The organism is Pseudomonas nabeulensis, assembly GCF_004682045.1.
GTDB lineage: Bacteria > Pseudomonadota > Gammaproteobacteria > Pseudomonadales > Pseudomonadaceae > Aquipseudomonas > Aquipseudomonas nabeulensis.
The window spans coordinates 1-16,002 of sequence record NZ_QUZT01000078.1 but is presented as its reverse complement, the minus strand read 5'-3'; the positions used below and the strand labels follow the sequence as shown (position 1 = coordinate 16,002).

The window sequence follows — 16,002 nt, the reverse complement described above, 5'->3', positions numbered from 1 at the left end:
CCGTTAAACAGACGCTTGCAGAAGATTAAAGTTACATAATTTCCTACAGCGCCTTCTTATAGTTGCCTTTGTAACAAAAAAATGTGAAACGGCAAGGGGTTTACAGACAACCGGCTAATATTCCGACCAACTTCTGTGCTCGCGGGTCCATAAGTACATAAGGTCCCAATGTATTGGTCACGAAACCAAACGCTACATCATGTTCAGGGTCGGCAAACCCCACCGAACCGCCGGCACCTGGATGGCCAAATGCACGCGGACCCAAGCCGAATGTGGCATTGGGCAGTTGCGGTTGGTCCAACATGCAGCCTAGACCGAAGCGGGTCTGCGTCAATAATGTTTTATCCGGACCGATACTGTGTTCGCGGGTCAGTTGTTCAAGCATGTCGGCTTCGAGCAAACTTCCGTCCAACAAACCGCTATAAAACCCCGCCAGACTGCGCGCATTACCGTGACCATTTGCCGCCGGCTGCTGCATGCGCCGCCATTCCGGTTTATTAGTGCTGGTCAGAATAGACGGCGGGTTGGCAAATGCCCGCGTCGTCATTGCCGTCGGTTCACGCATCATTACTTGCAATAACCGTTGTGCGGCTTCATCGCCCATATTGCCTTTGCTGCGAGCGATATGTGCGACGCGATAAAACTCTTCATCCGCCAGGCCTACATGAAAGTCCAGGCCCAATGGCCGCGCCACTCGCGCCACGATGGACTCACCCGGACCACGCCCATCGGCGCGGCGCAGCAATTCACCGACCAGCCAGCCATACGTGATCGCCTCGTAGCCGTGGCCTTGACCTGGCGTCCACCACGGGGCTTCGGCGGCCAGGGTGTCGACCATCAACTGCCAGTCGTACAGGGCTTCGGTGGGCAGCATCTCACGGATCGCCGGCAACCCGGCCTGATGGCAGAGCAACTGGCGCAGGGTGATGGTTTCCTTCCCGGCGGCGGCAAATTCCGGCCAGTACTTGGCGACAGGGGCGTCCAATTGCAACTTGCCTTCGGCGACCAGTTGCAGCGCCGTCACAGCGGTAAAGGTCTTGGTACAGGAGAACAGGTTGACGATGGTGTCGCTGTGCCAGGCCTCGGCACCGTCCTTGTCGGCGGTACCGGCCCAAAGGTCGACCACGGTTTCGCCGCCGATCTGGATGCACAGCCCGGCACCACGCTCCTGTGGGTCATCGAACAACGCGGCAAAGCCTTCGCGTACCGCTTCGAACTGGAGTTCGTAATGACCCTGAATCTGCACCTGAACACCCTCGGAAAACACGCTAAAAAGTGGTCGACATTGTTCCAGTCCTTGTGGGATTTGTGAACCCGTCACTCCTCAATCAATGGCCATTGCCGCCGTGCCCGCCGGCATGTCCACCGCCCTGCCCTGCGCCTTTGCCCGCATGCCCACCGTTACCGCTTTCGCGCTCGTGAACAATGCTCGCGGCCTTGGCCTTTTCGGCTTCCTTGCCCAGTTGGTCGACGGCTGCGAGGTTGCTTTTGCGCACGCTGTCGACAAAGCCCTGGAACGGTACATCGGTGATGCCCACCAGGCCGAAGTGACCATTTTCGCCGTCCAGCAAGCGACCGGTTACCGGCTGGTCGAGGTACTGGAACCAATGCACCCCGACAATCGAGGGTTCGGCCATGGCTTGCTTGAGGAAGTTGCCATAAGCCACGCCGCGCTCTTCTTCCTTGGCCAACTGCGTCACGCCGCCCCAGAACGGGCCTCGATCGCTCGAACCAAAGTTGAACTCGGTGATCAGCACCGGCTTGTCCAGCGCACGCAGGGCAGCGAAGTCGTAACCGTCCTGAGGCTTGAGGGTGTACATGTTGAAGCTCAGCACATCGCAATACTGGGCGCAGGACGCCACGGCTTCCGGGGTGCTCACCGCATAACGCCCGCCCAGCAGCAGTTGGTTGGGGGCGTGCCATTTGAGCGAGTCGGAAATGGTCTTGAAGTAGGCGTCGGCGAAGGTCTTCTGGAAGTATTTGAAGTCGGCTTCGATTTCCGGGTGCTCGGCATTCGGCATCGGCGGTTCAAACCCCGGGTCTTCCATCAGTTCCCAGCCTGCCAGCTGGATGCCCCAGGCTTTCGACAGGCCCTCTTCGTTGCGGTATTTGTCGCGCAGTTGCTTGAGGAATGCGCGTTTGGCCGGCACGTCGGTGGTCATCCGCAACGTGCCGTAGGCCAAGGCGTAGCGCGATTTCGGATCATCACCCGGGCCGGCCCAGGCCAGTTCGTTATCGGCGAAGAAGCCGATCAACCAAGGGTCATCGCGATGGTCGCGGGCGGCAATCGCCACGGCGCGTTCGGTGGCCATGGCAAAGCGCGGGTCGAACGGGTCAGGCATGCCGCCCCACCAGTCGGTGCCGGTGCTGATGCTGGCGTAGTCACCGACAATCGACAGCGGCAAGGTGTAAGGCACACGATCGGCGGTGGCCAAGTCTTCGTCGCTCCAGTTGCCCACCGTATTGAAGCCCCAGGCTTGCAGGCGGTCGAGGGTGTGAGTCACCCAGCGTTTCTGGTCAAACCCCTCACCGCCATACGTGCGTTGCAGGTTGGCGGCGTAGAAGTCATACCACCGCCCGGCCCCAAAACCGCGACCTTCATCCGAACCGTTGCCGGTGCGGTTGTCGCCGCGACCGTAGTATTTGTCGAAAGACTCGCCCGGCTTGGGCAGCGCCGCAAACATCCATTCACGGCCGCCCACGTACGTTTGGCTGTTATCTGGAGCCACGGTGTTGACGCCCAGCGAGTAGAACGGATGGCCTTCCGGCGTCACCAAATACCAGCGGCCGTCGCGCTTCTCGGTGTGAAAAAAACCGGTGGTCTTGAACGCGGGGCCTTTGTTCCAGCCGCCGTATTGGTCCAGGGCGGACTTGTCCCGCGTGGCCAGCCAGCCCTGGAGCTGTTGCTGCTCCTTGGCGGCAGCGGCCTTGAGTTGTTCGTCGCTGGCGACTTTCTCCGGCCAGCGCGCACGCGTGGATTGGCCATAGGCATCCACCAGGTCGCTGTAGGCGGCCTTGAGTACCGGATCGCTGTCCTGCACGCCGAAGCGCTCCAGCAAGATGCTCTGGGCAGCGTTGGGCTTGATCATCGAAAGGGTCACAGAGACCACTTGGCTGCGGTCGATTTCACCCGCGCTGCTGCCCAACATGACGCGCTGACCGTCCACGGTGATCGGCATCGGCGGGCCCGCCTTCATGCCCTGGCTCAGCGGTGAATTGGCTTGCAGCGGAATCAACAACGTCTGGGCGGGACCGGCCGGCAGGTCGATGCGACTGAGCAACGTCTTGCCGTCAGCGCTCTGCACCTTGACGTAGAGGGTCAGCGCCCAGTCCATCGCGCTTTGGATACGCAGGCTCATGGCGCTGGATTGGGACCAGTCCCAGGTGCCGGTTTGCGGGCTGAGGACCAGGCTCGGCTCGGCGGCCGGGTTGAAGGTGATGCGCCGCAGCACTTCGCCCTCGGGGGTTTGTTCGGCGTTGTATTGCGGCAGGCTGGCGTCCTGGGTCGCCACCTTGACCACATCGGCAGGCCGGACGAAGTTGAACAATGTCTGTTGCCCCGCAGGCGCGGCCATCAAGGGCGCAGCGAACAACAGGGCAAAAAGAGCAGGCAGCGTGCGAATCATACGAACAAGGTTCTCCCAGACGGCCGGTGAATGGCCTGATGACATAAATCGATAGATAGACCACGAAGTGGGCGAATTCGCCCACAGTGGCTTAAGAAATTTCGCGCCGGAATGGCGGCAGAGCATTAAGGATAGCTTTGCCGTAGCGCTGGGTGACCAGACGGCGGTCGAGCAAGGTGATGGTGCCCCGGTCTTGCTCGGTGCGCAGCAAGCGACCGCAGGCCTGGACGAGCTTCAAGGACGCATCCGGCACCGAGATTTCCATGAACGGATTGCCGCCCCGCGCTTCGATCCATTCAGCCAGGGCCGCCTCGACCGGATCATCCGGCACCGAGAACGGGATCTTGGCGATCACCACGTGTTCGCAGTAGGCGCCGGGCAAGTCCACACCTTCGGCGAAACTCGCCAGGCCGAACAGCACGCTGGAATCACCGCCGTCGACGCGCGCCTTGTGCTTGTTGAGGGTTTCCTGCTTGGACAGGTTGCCCTGGATAAACACCTGCTTGCGCCAATCGCGATCAAGGCCGTCGAACACGTCCTGCATCTGTTTACGCGAGGAGAACAACACCAGGGTGCCTTTGGAACCCTCGACCAGGTCCGGCAGGTCGCGGATGATCGCCGCCGTGTGCGCCGCTGCATCACGAGGATCGGCCTTGAGATCCGGCACTCGCAGTACACCGGCGTCAGCATGATGGAATGGGCTTGGCACCACGGCGGTGACGGCTTTCTTCGGCAGCCCGGCGCGCATGCGGAAGCGGTCGAAGGTGCCCAGGGCCGTGAGCGTGGCCGAGGTCACCAGGCAGCCGTACGCGACGTTCCACAGGTTACGGCGCAGCATTTCGGCAGCAAGAATGGGGCTGGCGTTGACCTCGATATCGAACAGCGCACCGCTTTCGGCCAGGGTCAGCCAGCGGGCCATGGGCGGGTTGTCTTCCGGGTCTTCGACGGTGAAGGCGGTCCACAACTCCCAGTTGCCCTGGGCACGAGACAGCAGGCTACCGAACAGCGGATACCACTCTTCGGCCTGGTTGCTGGCAATACCGATGTTGACTTCGCCGTCCATGCCCTCTTTAAGCAAGTCGGTGAGGCGCGTGAACAGGTCGGTGAGGCGTGAAAAGCCCTTCTTCAACTCGATGCCCATTTCGCGCATATGCTCGGGAATCAAGCCGCCCACAAACCGGTGACGCGGCCGTTCGCGGCCTTCCACGTCTTCGCCGGGCTTGAAGTCGGCGACCTGCTCGCAGGCGCTGAACATGAACTGCTGCTGGGTCTTGATCTCCCGCGCCAGCTCCGGCACTTGTTCGATCAGCTTGCCCAGATCGCCCGGCAGCGGGTGCTGGGCCAGCAGTTTGGTGAGGTTCTTGGCGGTGGACTCCAGCCAATCAGCGGTGGAGCGCAACCGGGTGTAGTGGGCAAAATGGCCAATGGCCTTGTCCGGCAGGTGATGGCCTTCGTCGAACACATACAGGGTGTCGCGTGGGTCGGGCAGTACGGCGCCGCCGCCCAGGGCCAGGTCGGCCAGCACCATGTCGTGGTTGGTGACGATCACGTCGACCTTGCCCATGCCTTCGCGGGCCTTGTAGAAAGCGCACTGGCCGAAGTTGGGGCAATGGCGGTTGGTGCACTGGCTATGGTCGGTGGTCAGGCGCGCCCAGTCGGAGTCTTCCAGGGCGGTGGGCCAACTGTCGCGGTCGCCGTCCCATTTATTGCCGGCCAGTTTTTCGATCATGCTGGTGAACAGCTTCTGGCTGGCTTCATCGACTTCGATCCTGAAGCCTTCCTCTTCGAACAGTTGGGCCGTGGCCGTTTGCGCGTGGCCTTCCTGCAACAACACGTCGAGCTTGGACAGGCACATGTAGCGGCCACGGCCCTTGGCCAGGGCGAAGGAGAAGTTCAGGCCGCTGTTGCGCATCAGGTCGGGCAGGTCTTTGTAGACGATCTGCTCTTGCAGGGCGACAGTGGCGGTGGCGATCACCAGGCGCTTGCCGGCGGCCTTGGCCGTGGGGATCGCGGCCAGGCTGTAGGCCACGGTCTTGCCCGTACCGGTGCCGGCCTCGACGGCCACGACGGCGGGCTCACCTTCGCGGCGGCCTTCGTCATCGGTGTCGATATCCCCGAGGACCTTGGCCACTTCGGCGATCATCAGGCGTTGGCCGTAGCGCGGTTTCAAGCTCTTGGCTTCGAGAAAACGCGAATAGGCGCCCTGGATCGTGGTTTTGAGTTCAGTGCTGATCATGGATAGTCGGGCGCAAAAAACGCTGGATAAATTTTCAGTGGTTCGGATCGGCCGCTATCATACCCCGCTAATTAATCCCGCGCAGAACGGAGTACTTCAATGACCGTGTTTAGCCTCGCCTACACCCTGCATGTTTTGGCCGCCCTGATCTGGGTCGGCGGTATGTTTTTCGCCTGGATGATCCTGCGTCCCGCCGCCGGGGCGGCACTTGAGGGGCCTGCCCGGCTCAGGTTATGGGCGAATGTGTTTCAACGTTTTTTTGTGTGGGTGTGGGTCGCGGTGGCGATTTTGCCGATCAGCGGCATTGGCTTGTTGCAGCTGCGCTTCAACGGGTTTGAGACCGCGCCGCGTTATGTGCAGGTGATGATGGGGTTGTATCTGGTGATGACGGCGTTGTTTATCCGCATCCAGGCCTTGAAGTTCCCGGAGTTGCGCAAAGCGGTGGAGGTTGAGGATTGGCCGGTGGGGGCTGCGGTGCTGGGGCAGATTCGCCGGTTGGTGGGGATCAACCTGATTGTCGGGTTGGTGGTGGTGGCGATTGCTTCGGCTCGGCCGATGTTTTGAATTGACTGTTACACCGCTATCGGGGGCAAGCCCCCTCCCACATTTGACTGTATTCACAAATCAAGGGTGGGAGGGGGCTTGCCCCCGATAGCGTCAGCCCAGCCGACTCAGAGCCTTTGAATGGTGACAGAGCCCGCAGGCCCCGCAGGCCCCGGCTGCCCTTCCAACCCAGGACGGCCCTTCTCGCCGCCATCCGCCTGGTACACCAGGCAACCCTTGGACTGCCCACCGCGCCCGGGCTTACCCGCCGTGCCGGCCAAACCGCCGGCACCGCCGTCCACCCAGACCTTGATCTGCTCGGCCGGGAAGCTCTGCGGCAACTCCACCCGCACCAACGCCCCTGCCCCGCCTGGCAGGCCGTCGCCGCCGTTATCGCCATTGTGGCCGCGCCCCGCCGAACCCCAGGTGCAACCCGGGTCCACGCCATTGGCGCCATCCAGCCCGGCGTAACCCTGGGCACCGGCACCGCCACGGGCATCTATCAACAATTCTTCGGCCGTCAGGGCATTGATGCGCAACGTCAGGTCGCGCCCAGCCTTGGCAGGTTTTTCATGGGTACCGGGAGCGCCCCGCGAGGTGATCTGGCTGCCGTGCTCCAACTGCGCATTGCGCACCTGCAATTGCAGCCCGGTTGAGCCTGGAGCGATGGTGATACGGGCCTCACGGCCCAGATGCAGTTCATCCACGGTGACCTGGCTGAGGTTCGCCGGAATCAGCAACGTGCCGTAGTCCGCCACGTCCAGGCGCTCCAATTGCAGCACGCTGGTGCTGCTGGGCAGGCGCATCAACGAGTTGGGTTCAACACTGACGCTCTGGGCCAGGGCAACGGGGCTGACCAAGAGGGCCAACAGTAAAACCTTATGCATCGTGGGGCTCCTGAGTTGTTTCTGGTTTTTTCTTTGGACGCACAGTAACGACTTCCACCGGCGCTTTGCCAGTGAAGGATCAAAAAAGTTAATCAAAGAGGGAGGATGACCCGCAATGCCCCTGTGGAGTCCACAGGGGCAAGGGCCGTCAGCGGTTGATCTGGATTTCCACGCGACGGTTCAAGGCACGGCCTTCGGCAGTTTTGTTGTCAGCCACCGGATGGCTTTCGCCGGCACCGGTCACAGACACAAAGTTGCTGCGCGGCACGCCGGCGCCGATCAGGTAATCGGTGACCGAGTGGGCGCGTTTTTCCGAGAGTTTTTGGTTGTAGGCGTCATTGCCGACGCTGTCGGTGTGGCCACTGACTCGCAGTTGGGCGCTCGGGGCTTCTGTTTTCAGGCGGGTGGCGATGGTGTCGAGTTTGGTTTTATCCGCTGCGGTCAATTTGGCCGAGTCGAACTGGAAGTGCACATCGCGAATCACGATGGTTTCTTCCTTGACCACCACAACCTCCTCAACCACCGCCGCGACCGGCACCGGCGGGCAGCCATTGGCATCGACCGGCATGCCTTTTGGCGTACCCGGGCACTTGTCGCGGCTGTCCGGCACACCATCACCGTCCTCGTCACCATCGCCGTGCACCCAGCAATAGGCGCCAGCCATACCGCCCACCAGCAACGCGCCATAACCCGCGTAGGCTGAGCTTTCGGTGGCGCCAATCGCCGCACCCGTCACGCCACCCACGGCGGCGCAGGTGGGCCAATCGGTTTTTTGCAAGCCTGCGCAACCCGTCAACACTCCGGTTAGCAGAACCAAGGGTAGAGCTGTCCGCATGATGCTCATCTGATTTCTCCTGAGGGGATCGGCGGGGGCCGACGAGTGGAGTAAAGACGGCTCTTTTCATCTGCGCCACTACGCCGAGCCCCCGTATTCATTGGGGATCCCCGTAACCAGCTGGCTTTTCGCAATCGCCCGCTCTAGGCCCGCAGGCTCAGCCGCGCTAGTCTCTACGGTCCTGATGTGAGGATTTCTGATGACCGCTGGTATTTCCGCCCGTACTCCCCAGCAAGCCCTGGCCGCCTTGCTCGACCAACACCAGCCCAAACGCCTGCTGTTATTGGGCGCCAGCCAGTTCCCGGCGCTGGAGGCTTTTCAAGCGGCGCACCCGGACACCCAGGTCGCCATCGCCCCGCCCGGCCCGCTGCCGGCGCAATTCGCGGCGCAACGGTTTGACCTGGCGCTGGTGGTCGATTGCCTGGAGCACCTGTCAAAACCCCAAGGCCTGACCTTGCTCGGCGGCATCCGCAACCTCAACGCCAGCCGTATTGCGGTGCTGGTGGACCTGGGCGCCTGCGACTGGAAAGACACGGACTTCTACTCCCTGGCCCTGCAGGCCGGCGAGCGCTTCCAGCGTGACGAACAGGTTTTGACCCTGTTCACCTACGATCTGCTTGACTATAAACAGGTGCCAGACTGGCTCAACGCCCGCTTCTGGGCCAACCCGGAAAACTTCGGAAAGTATTGGTGGTGACCCAATGAGCACATCCATTTGCCCCTGCGGCAGCGGCAACCTGCTGGATGCCTGCTGCGGCCATTATCACGCCGGCCACCCGGCACCCTGCGCCAGTGCGCTGATGCGTTCGCGCTACAGCGCCTATGTACTGGGATTGGTGGATTATCTGGTGGCGACCACCCTGCCCGCGCAGCAGGCCGGACTGGACCGCGACGCCATCGGCGCGTGGAGTGCCCAGAGCACCTGGCTGGGCCTGGAGGTGGAAAGCTCCGAGGTGTTCGGCGGCCAGCCAGAACATGCGTTCGTGACCTTCACTGCACGCTGGCATGACAGCACTGGCGAACACAGCCACCGCGAACAGTCTTCTTTCGTACAGAACGACGGGCGCTGGTACTTCATCGATCCAACGGTGGAGGTGAAGGCCGGGCGCAACGATGCGTGTTTGTGCGGCAGTGGGCAGAAATTCAAGAAGTGTTGTTCCAGCTACCTCTAACCCTCACAGGACTGACGCCATGCTCCGGATTTGCAGCTTGATGCTGGCGTTGACCTTCGGCCTGACAGGATGTGCGTCCTGGTTCGAAGATGACTCGCCGCCACCTCACGTGTCGCTGGTCAAAGTCGAGGTGGTGCGAGCTAAGCTGCTGGAGCAGAAGTTCAAGCTGTTCTTTCGCGTGGACAACCGCGATGACGCGGACCTGACGGTGCGCGGCCTGGTCTACAAGGTAACGTTGGGGGACTTTGTGCTGACCGAGGGCGAGTCCAACGAATGGCTGACCGTACCGCCGCGCAGCCACAAATTTTTCCGGGTGTCGGTACGCACCAACCTTTGGCCGCAGATTCGCGATGTGGTGCAGATGCTGAAAAATCCTGACCGGCCCGTGCCGTATCGCTTGGAAGGCGAGCTCAAAACCGGATTATTCATCGGTTATGACGTGCAGGTCGCCCACAATGGCGAGATAATCCCCGGCGATTTTATTCCGGAGCGACATCAATGACTCAGCAACCCCATGTCCATGGTCCTGACTGCAACCACGATCACGATCACCATGATCACGACCACGGCCATGTCCACGGCCCGAACTGCGGCCACGCTCACCAGGAGCCAGTGCGCAATGCGTTGAAGGACGTTGGTCGCAACGATCCTTGCCCGTGCGGCAGTGAGAAGAAATTCAAGAAGTGCCACGGGGCTTAAGTCTACCCCTGGCCATGCAACACTGAAGATCTCATGTGGGAGGGGGCTTGCCCCCGATGACTGGGCATCAGTCACCGCATCTGGTGGCTGACACACCGCCATCGGGGGCAAGCCCCCTCCCACATTGGGCCCTATTTCAAGTTCAGGATTTGCGCTGGAACTGCAACTCCACTTCCAAACCGCCGCCCTCTCGATTCCTCAAGCTCAACCGCCCCTCATGCGCCCGCGCAATGGTATGCGCAATGCTCAACCCCAACCCATACCCGCCGGTCTCGGCATTGCGTGAGCCCTCGACCCGATAAAACGGTTCCATCACCTGCTCCAGCTGTTCCTGGGGAATCCCCGGCCCGCGGTCGCTGATGATGATCTTCAAACTGTCCACCTGGTCCTCGACCCGCACCACCACGTCACTGCCGTAACGCACAGCGTTTTCCAGCAGGTTCTGCACGCAACGCTTGAGGCTACGGGCATACCCCGGCAGCGGTTGTTTCGCGCGGCCTTCGATGCGCACGCTCTCGCCCACATCTTCCAGGTCCGCTTGCAGGCTTTGCAGCAAGGCATTGATGTCGATGTTCTGGCGGGCCTCGTTGATCTCGCCGCTGCTGACAAAATCCAGGGTGCTGGAGACCATGTGCTCCATCTCCTCCAGGTCACTGCGAAAACGCTCACGGGTGCGGGTGTCTTCAAGCATCTCCGTACGCAGGCGCAGGCGTGTGATCGGTGAACGCAGGTCGTGGGAAATCGCCGCGAGAAAGCGCGTGCGCTCGGCGATATTGGCGATCAGCCGCTGCTGCATGGCATTAAATGCCTGGGCGGCGCGGCGTACTTCGGTAGGCCCATCCACCGATAACGGCGGCCGCTGGATATCCCGGCCCAAGGCCTCGGCGGCCTCGGCCAAGGCATTAAGCGGGCGAATGGCCAGACGCACCGCCACCAGGGCGATCACCACCAGCACCAGCACCCGCAGCAGATAAATGCGCATCACGTAATCGAACAACAGGTCCAGCGGCGAGGTGCTGGTCCAGCCCTGTTCCTCTCGTGCGTCCACCTCCAGCCAACGCCCATCCGGCAAGCGCAGGTCGATCAGGAATTGCCCCACCACCGGCTTGGACTCCAGCAGGGTCGACAGCCCGGCCTTGCGCCCTTCGCCATCGACCAGCGACAGGCGCAGCAGGATCAAGGTCTGGGCATAACCGGTTTTCTCGGACAACACTTTCTTGATCAGGCGCTCGGTGGGCCGGTCGTTGTCTTGCAGATCGCTGGGGATGTTGCTGGCCTGGTCGCTGAGGGTCAGGCGAAAGTTCGGGGTGTCGAGCATCTTGATCAGCAGGTCGGCCTGTTGCGGGTCGCTGTGCACCAACCGCACCACATCCGCCAGCCGCGTGGCGATCAGCCGTGCCGGGATTTCCAGCACTTGCCCATGGCGCCGGTCGTACCAAATGCTGCTGGTCAGGGCCTGGGCCGCGAGCATGCCGCTGACCAGGATCAGCACCAGCCGGCCGAACAGCGAACGCGGCAGTAGCCTCACGAGTGCAGCGCCACGTCGTCGGCGGTGAGCATGTAGCCCTCGTTGCGCACGGTCTTGATCAGCCCCGCGGGCAACTGCGAGCGCAGGCGACTGACGCACACGTCGATGGAGCGGTCGAACGGCGTGCTGTCCTTGTCGAACACATGGTTGAGCAGAAAGTCGCGGCTCAATGGCCGGTTGGGGTGCTGCAGCAGCAGGCGCAGCACGCGGTAGTCCGAGTTGCCCAGGCTCACCACCACACCCTCCGGCGACAACAATTGCCGCGCGCGGGTATCCAGTTGCCAGCCGGCAAAGCCAATGCTCGGTGCTTCATCCAAACGGGCACGGTCCGGAAAACTTTGGACCCGGCGCAATACCACCTTGATGCGCACCAGCAACTCACGCGGGTCGAACGGCTTGGGCAAGTAGTCGTCGGCGCCAATTTCCAGGCCGACGATACGGTCGATCAACGAGCCCTTGGCCGTGAGCATCACCACCGGCGTGTTGGAACTCACCCGCAGTTCGCGGCACAGGCTCAGGCCGTCTTCGCCGGGCAGCATCAGGTCGAGGACGATCAGGTCGATGACGTTCAGCTCCAGGCGCCGGCGCATTTCCTTGCCATCGGCGGCGGTGGACACCTGGAAACCGGCGTCGCTCAGGTAATCACACAGCAGTTGGCGGATCTGCGGGTCGTCATCGACGATCAACAAGTGGTCTTGCTTGGCCATGGGCAGTTAATCCGAAAAACTATAAAACGCAGCAAATAGCCGAAAGTTCAGCCAGCCGTGTACGCAAATGTAATGGAATGTTGTGGGAAACGATAATCACGCATCAGCGATACAAAACCCGGGCATGGCAGGGGAAATCGCTCTTTAGACTACCGAACCTAAATGAGAGTAATTGTAATTTAGACTCGGATCACTACCTATATGACATTGCCCACTCCTCGCAGCCACTCGCTGCACACCACCCTGGCGCCGATGTTCGGGCTGCTGGCTGCCGGCAGCGTGACCCCGGTTGCCCTGGCCGATACCGCCACCACCAGCGAAAACTCAGTGCTGAGCCTGCCGGAAATCAAGGTCGACGGTGAAGCCACTTCCACGTTCAAAGTGGACCGGGTGACCTCGGCAAAGATCAGCCAACCGCTGCTGGATGCGCCGCAAAGCGTGACCATCGTGCCGCAGCAAGTGCTCAAGGAGCAGAACGCGCAAACCTTGCAGGAAGTGCTGCGCAACGTGCCGGGCATCACCTTTATGTCCGGCGAGGGCAACCTGGGGTGGGGTGATCTGTTCTCGATTCGTGGTTTCTCGTCCGAACAGAGCCTGACCGTCGACGGCGTGCGCGATGCGGGCATGTCCACGCGTACCGACACATTCAACCTGCAGCAGGCCGAAGTGTTCAAGGGCACCGGGTCCATCGAGTCCGGGGTTTCCGCCGTGGGCGGCAGCGTCAACCTGGTGAGCAAAGAAGCGCACCTGGGCGACGCCAACCGCGTGTCCGCTGGTATCGGCACCGATGCCTACCGCCGCCTCACTGCCGACCTCAATAAACAGCTGAACGACACCACCGCCGTGCGCGTCAACCTGATGAAGCACTACAACCAGGTGTCCGAGCGCGACGACGTGGACTACGACCGCTGGGGCATCGCCACGTCCTTCGGCTTTGGCCTGGGCACCGACACGCGGTTCTTCGTCGACACCTTCTACCAGAAAGACACCAACACCCCGGACGGCGGCGTACCGATCCAGCGCGGCACCAACGGTCATCGCATGCCCGGCGTGAAGCGCTCCAACTGGTACGGCGACTCCAGCCTGTACACCCAGGAAAACAAAACCACCTCGCTGACCGCGCGCTTCGAACATGACTTCGACTGGAACGACGCCAACCTGCGCAACCAGACGCGCTGGGAACGCAGTGACAACTTTGCGGTGCTGTCCCCGGCGCGCTTTTTCGCCGCCGACGCCAGCGGCGGTAAAACCTGCACCGGCACCCGCTGTGCGACGCTGGGCTACACCGGTGTAGGCCCGATCAGCCAAGTGCCAGGCAGCACGGTGAATGCCTACACGGACTACGTGAATAACAGCAACACCGCCTACGGCATCCTGCGGGGCAGCGACTTTGGTTTGTCCAAGCGCTACACCATCCTGGATAACCAGACCGACTTCAGCTTCAAGTTCAACACCGGCAGCCTGCAACACGCGGTGGTCTCGGGCCTGGAGTTCTACCACGAGACCTACGGCGGCCTGAAACGCAACGCCGAAGTGCCGGCCGGCGACATGCTCTTCGACATGAGCAACCCCAGCCATAGCTTCGCCAGCACCTACGTGACCAAAGGCGTCGGCGAACCGCGCTCGGTGATCGACAACGCCGGTATCTACCTGGGCGACACCGTCACCCTCAACGACCAATGGCAAGTGCTCGGCTCCTTGCGCTACGACCATTGGGAGGCCGAAACCAAGCAACGCGGCCAGGCCACCACCAGCAGCAGCGACGGTGCCGTCAGCGGCCGGGTCGGCGCAGTGTTCAAGCCGTTGCCCAACGGCAGCATCTATGTGTCCTACAGTGAAGCGGCGCAGCCGTCGGCACTTGGCGCGTCCACCAACAACCAGATCTACGGCGCGGCCAGCACCAGCAACTACAGCCCGGCCAAATCCAAGACCTATGAACTGGGCACCAAATGGGACATCGCCCACGACATGCTCAACGTCACGGCAGCGATCTTCCGCACCGAGCTGGAAAACTCCTGGGAATACCAGGACGGCGAATCCGCCCCGGTCCGTGCCCTGCCCGCCAAGCGTGTCGACGGTATCGAGCTGGGCCTGCAAGGCAACATCACCCCGCGCTGGACGGCCTATAGCGGATTCTCGGCGCTCAAGAGCGTGCAAACCAAAGGCGCCAACAAAGGCGCCGAAGCCAAGAACGTCCCCGACCTGACTGCCAACCTGTGGACCACCTACGCCGTCACCGACCAATTGAGCCTGAGCTACGGCGAGCAATACGTCGGCCGCCGCCGCTACAGCGACAACAAATATGTCGGCGGTCTGAACAACAACAGCAGCTACGCCAGCGGCACCTCCGGCGTGTACGCGATCTACACCCGCGACCACGAAAAAGCCCCCGGCTACTGGCTGAGCAACCTGGCCGCGCAATACAAGGTGAACAAAGACACCACGGTCAACCTGAACCTCAACAACGTGTTCAACAAGTTCTATTACAGCCAGGTCGGCGCGTCCCTCGACGGCTTCCAGCTGTACGGCATTCCGGGCGCCGGACGCACCCTGACTGCGAGCGTCGATTATGAATTCTAATGTTCCCGTATCCGGAGGCCTTGCCGTGTCCAAACCCCGTCAACTGCTCAAGTTCGGCGTGTTGTTCGCTGCGCTGGTCCTGGGCCACGCCGAAACCGCTGCCGCCCAGCAAGTCACCGATGTGCTGGGCCGCAAGGTCGAAGTCACCGATCACGTCAAACGCGTGGTGCTCGGCGAAGGCCGGCTGATTTCGGCATTCGCCCTGCTGGACAAGGACGCGCCGTTCCAGCGCATCGTGGGCTGGCAGAACGATTTGAAGCTGTTGGATCAGCACACCTACAACGCCTATGTGGCGAAATTTCCGACGGTGAAAGACATCCCACTGATCGGCCAGGCCTCGGAACAAAGCGTCAGCGCCGAGGAAATTCTGTCGCTTAAACCGGACCTGGCGGTGTTCAGTATTTCCGGTCACGGCCCTACCGAGCACAGCCCGGTGGCGGATGTACTGGAGAAAGCCGGCATCCCGGTGGTGTTCGTCGACTTCCGTATCAACCCGGTGCAAGGCACCCACACCAGCATGAATGCGCTGGGCCAGGCACTGGGTCGCGAAGCCCAGACGAAAGCCTTCCTGGACTTCTACGACCAGCGCATCAAGGTCATCACCGACGCGGTCGCCACCCTGCCCGCCGGGCCGCGTCCAAGCGTGTTCCTCGAACTGCTGGCCGGCGCCTGGCAAGCACCGGGGCACACCACCGGCAAAAGCGGCATGGGTGAAGTGATCAAGCTGGTGGGCGGACGCAATATCGCCGCCGATGTGGTGCCGGGTGCACTGGGGGATATCAGCGTGGAGTACGCGTTGAAAGCGGATCCGGATGTGTATGTCGCCACCGGCAACCACAAACCGGGGCTGGTCCTGGGCGCCGGCGTGAGCACCGATGAAGCCCGCGAAGCGTTTGACCGCGTGTTGGCGCGGCCAGAGTTCGCGAATCTTCGTGCGATCCGCGAGGGCAATGCCCACGGCCTGTGGCACGACTTCTACAACTCGCCGTACAACCTGCTGGCGATTGAAGCGCTGGCCAAGTGGGTGCACCCGGAGTTGTTCGCCAAGCTGGACCCGAAGGCGACCATGGAACAGATCAACGCGCAGTTCCTGGGGATGCCGTTGCAGGGTGCTTATTGGATTGACGCGAAATCCAAGTAACACACCCGTCAATGTGTAGCTCCACAGGCCAATGTGGGAGGGGGCTTG

General features: G+C 61.7%; 14 protein-coding genes. 7 read left to right on the top strand and 7 right to left on the bottom strand.

Annotated features, from left to right (window positions below; genetic code table 11):
- Nucleotides 1–100: 100 nt before the first annotated feature.
- The 3 genes from DYL61_RS27345 to dinG all read right to left on the bottom strand — a co-directional run bounded on the left by DYL61_RS27345 (nucleotide 101) and on the right by dinG (nucleotide 5,862).
- Nucleotides 101–1,246, bottom strand: coding sequence for a serine hydrolase domain-containing protein (locus tag DYL61_RS27345; RefSeq protein WP_135310930.1), 1,146 nt, complete (start codon nucleotides 1,244–1,246; stop codon nucleotides 101–103).
- 82 nt (nucleotides 1,247–1,328) lie between these two features.
- Complete coding sequence (locus DYL61_RS27340) at nucleotides 1,329–3,626, bottom strand: beta-galactosidase (RefSeq protein ID WP_135310929.1); 2,298 nt, start codon at nucleotides 3,624–3,626, stop codon at nucleotides 1,329–1,331.
- Between the two features lie 91 nt (nucleotides 3,627–3,717).
- Nucleotides 3,718–5,862 (bottom strand): ATP-dependent DNA helicase DinG, encoded by a 2,145-nt coding sequence (gene dinG, locus DYL61_RS27335; protein WP_105698632.1) that lies wholly within the window; start codon nucleotides 5,860–5,862, stop codon nucleotides 3,718–3,720.
- Between the two features lie 99 nt (nucleotides 5,863–5,961).
- Between dinG and DYL61_RS27330 the strand changes: the two genes are divergently transcribed.
- Nucleotides 5,962–6,426 (top strand): CopD family protein, encoded by a 465-nt coding sequence (locus DYL61_RS27330; RefSeq protein ID WP_135310928.1) that lies wholly within the window; start codon nucleotides 5,962–5,964, stop codon nucleotides 6,424–6,426.
- A 107-nt stretch (nucleotides 6,427–6,533) separates the two neighbouring features.
- On the opposite strand, the gene DYL61_RS27325 is transcribed toward DYL61_RS27330, so the two are convergent.
- Nucleotides 6,534–7,292: a collagen-like protein gene (locus DYL61_RS27325; RefSeq protein WP_135310927.1), complete on the bottom strand. Its 759-nt coding sequence runs from the start codon at nucleotides 7,290–7,292 to the stop codon at nucleotides 6,534–6,536.
- 148 nt (nucleotides 7,293–7,440) lie between these two features.
- Nucleotides 7,441–8,136: a PA1041 family peptidoglycan-binding anchor lipoprotein gene (locus DYL61_RS27320; protein ID WP_135310926.1), complete on the bottom strand. Its 696-nt coding sequence runs from the start codon at nucleotides 8,134–8,136 to the stop codon at nucleotides 7,441–7,443.
- A gap of 190 nt (nucleotides 8,137–8,326) precedes the next feature.
- Between DYL61_RS27320 and DYL61_RS27315 the strand changes: the two genes are divergently transcribed.
- The 4 genes from DYL61_RS27315 to DYL61_RS27300 are packed head-to-tail and all read left to right on the top strand — an operon-like array spanning nucleotide 8,327 to nucleotide 9,998.
- Complete coding sequence (locus tag DYL61_RS27315) at nucleotides 8,327–8,824, top strand: DUF6231 family protein (protein ID WP_135310925.1); 498 nt, start codon at nucleotides 8,327–8,329, stop codon at nucleotides 8,822–8,824.
- A gap of 4 nt (nucleotides 8,825–8,828) precedes the next feature.
- On the top strand, nucleotides 8,829–9,299 hold the full coding sequence (locus DYL61_RS27310; RefSeq protein ID WP_135310924.1) for a YchJ family protein: 471 nt from the start codon (nucleotides 8,829–8,831) through the stop codon (nucleotides 9,297–9,299).
- 19 nt (nucleotides 9,300–9,318) lie between these two features.
- Nucleotides 9,319–9,801, top strand: coding sequence for an LEA/WHy family protein (locus DYL61_RS27305; protein ID WP_135310923.1), 483 nt, complete (start codon nucleotides 9,319–9,321; stop codon nucleotides 9,799–9,801).
- Nucleotides 9,798–9,998, top strand: a complete 201-nt coding sequence (locus DYL61_RS27300) for an SEC-C metal-binding domain-containing protein (RefSeq protein WP_003189235.1) — start codon at nucleotides 9,798–9,800, stop codon at nucleotides 9,996–9,998. Before DYL61_RS27305 ends, DYL61_RS27300 begins: the two co-directional genes overlap by 4 nt.
- Nucleotides 9,999–10,140: 142 nt before the next feature.
- Here DYL61_RS27300 and DYL61_RS27295 read toward each other — a convergent pair whose 3' ends face one another.
- Nucleotides 10,141–11,526, bottom strand: coding sequence for a sensor histidine kinase (locus DYL61_RS27295; protein ID WP_135310922.1), 1,386 nt, complete (start codon nucleotides 11,524–11,526; stop codon nucleotides 10,141–10,143).
- On the bottom strand, nucleotides 11,523–12,233 hold the full coding sequence (locus tag DYL61_RS27290) for a response regulator (RefSeq protein ID WP_105696227.1): 711 nt from the start codon (nucleotides 12,231–12,233) through the stop codon (nucleotides 11,523–11,525). Before DYL61_RS27290 ends, DYL61_RS27295 begins: the two co-directional genes overlap by 4 nt.
- A gap of 201 nt (nucleotides 12,234–12,434) precedes the next feature.
- Between DYL61_RS27290 and DYL61_RS27285 the strand changes: the two genes are divergently transcribed.
- Together DYL61_RS27285 and DYL61_RS27280 are read left to right on the top strand one after the other, a co-directional pair.
- Complete coding sequence (locus tag DYL61_RS27285) at nucleotides 12,435–14,813, top strand: TonB-dependent receptor (protein ID WP_135310921.1); 2,379 nt, start codon at nucleotides 12,435–12,437, stop codon at nucleotides 14,811–14,813.
- Nucleotides 14,814–14,838: 25 nt separating this feature from the next.
- The gene (locus DYL61_RS27280; RefSeq protein WP_135310920.1) at nucleotides 14,839–15,954 is read left to right on the top strand and encodes an ABC transporter substrate-binding protein; all 1,116 of its coding nucleotides are present in this window, start codon (nucleotides 14,839–14,841) and stop codon (nucleotides 15,952–15,954) included.
- The last annotated feature ends 48 nt before the right edge of the window (nucleotides 15,955–16,002 follow it).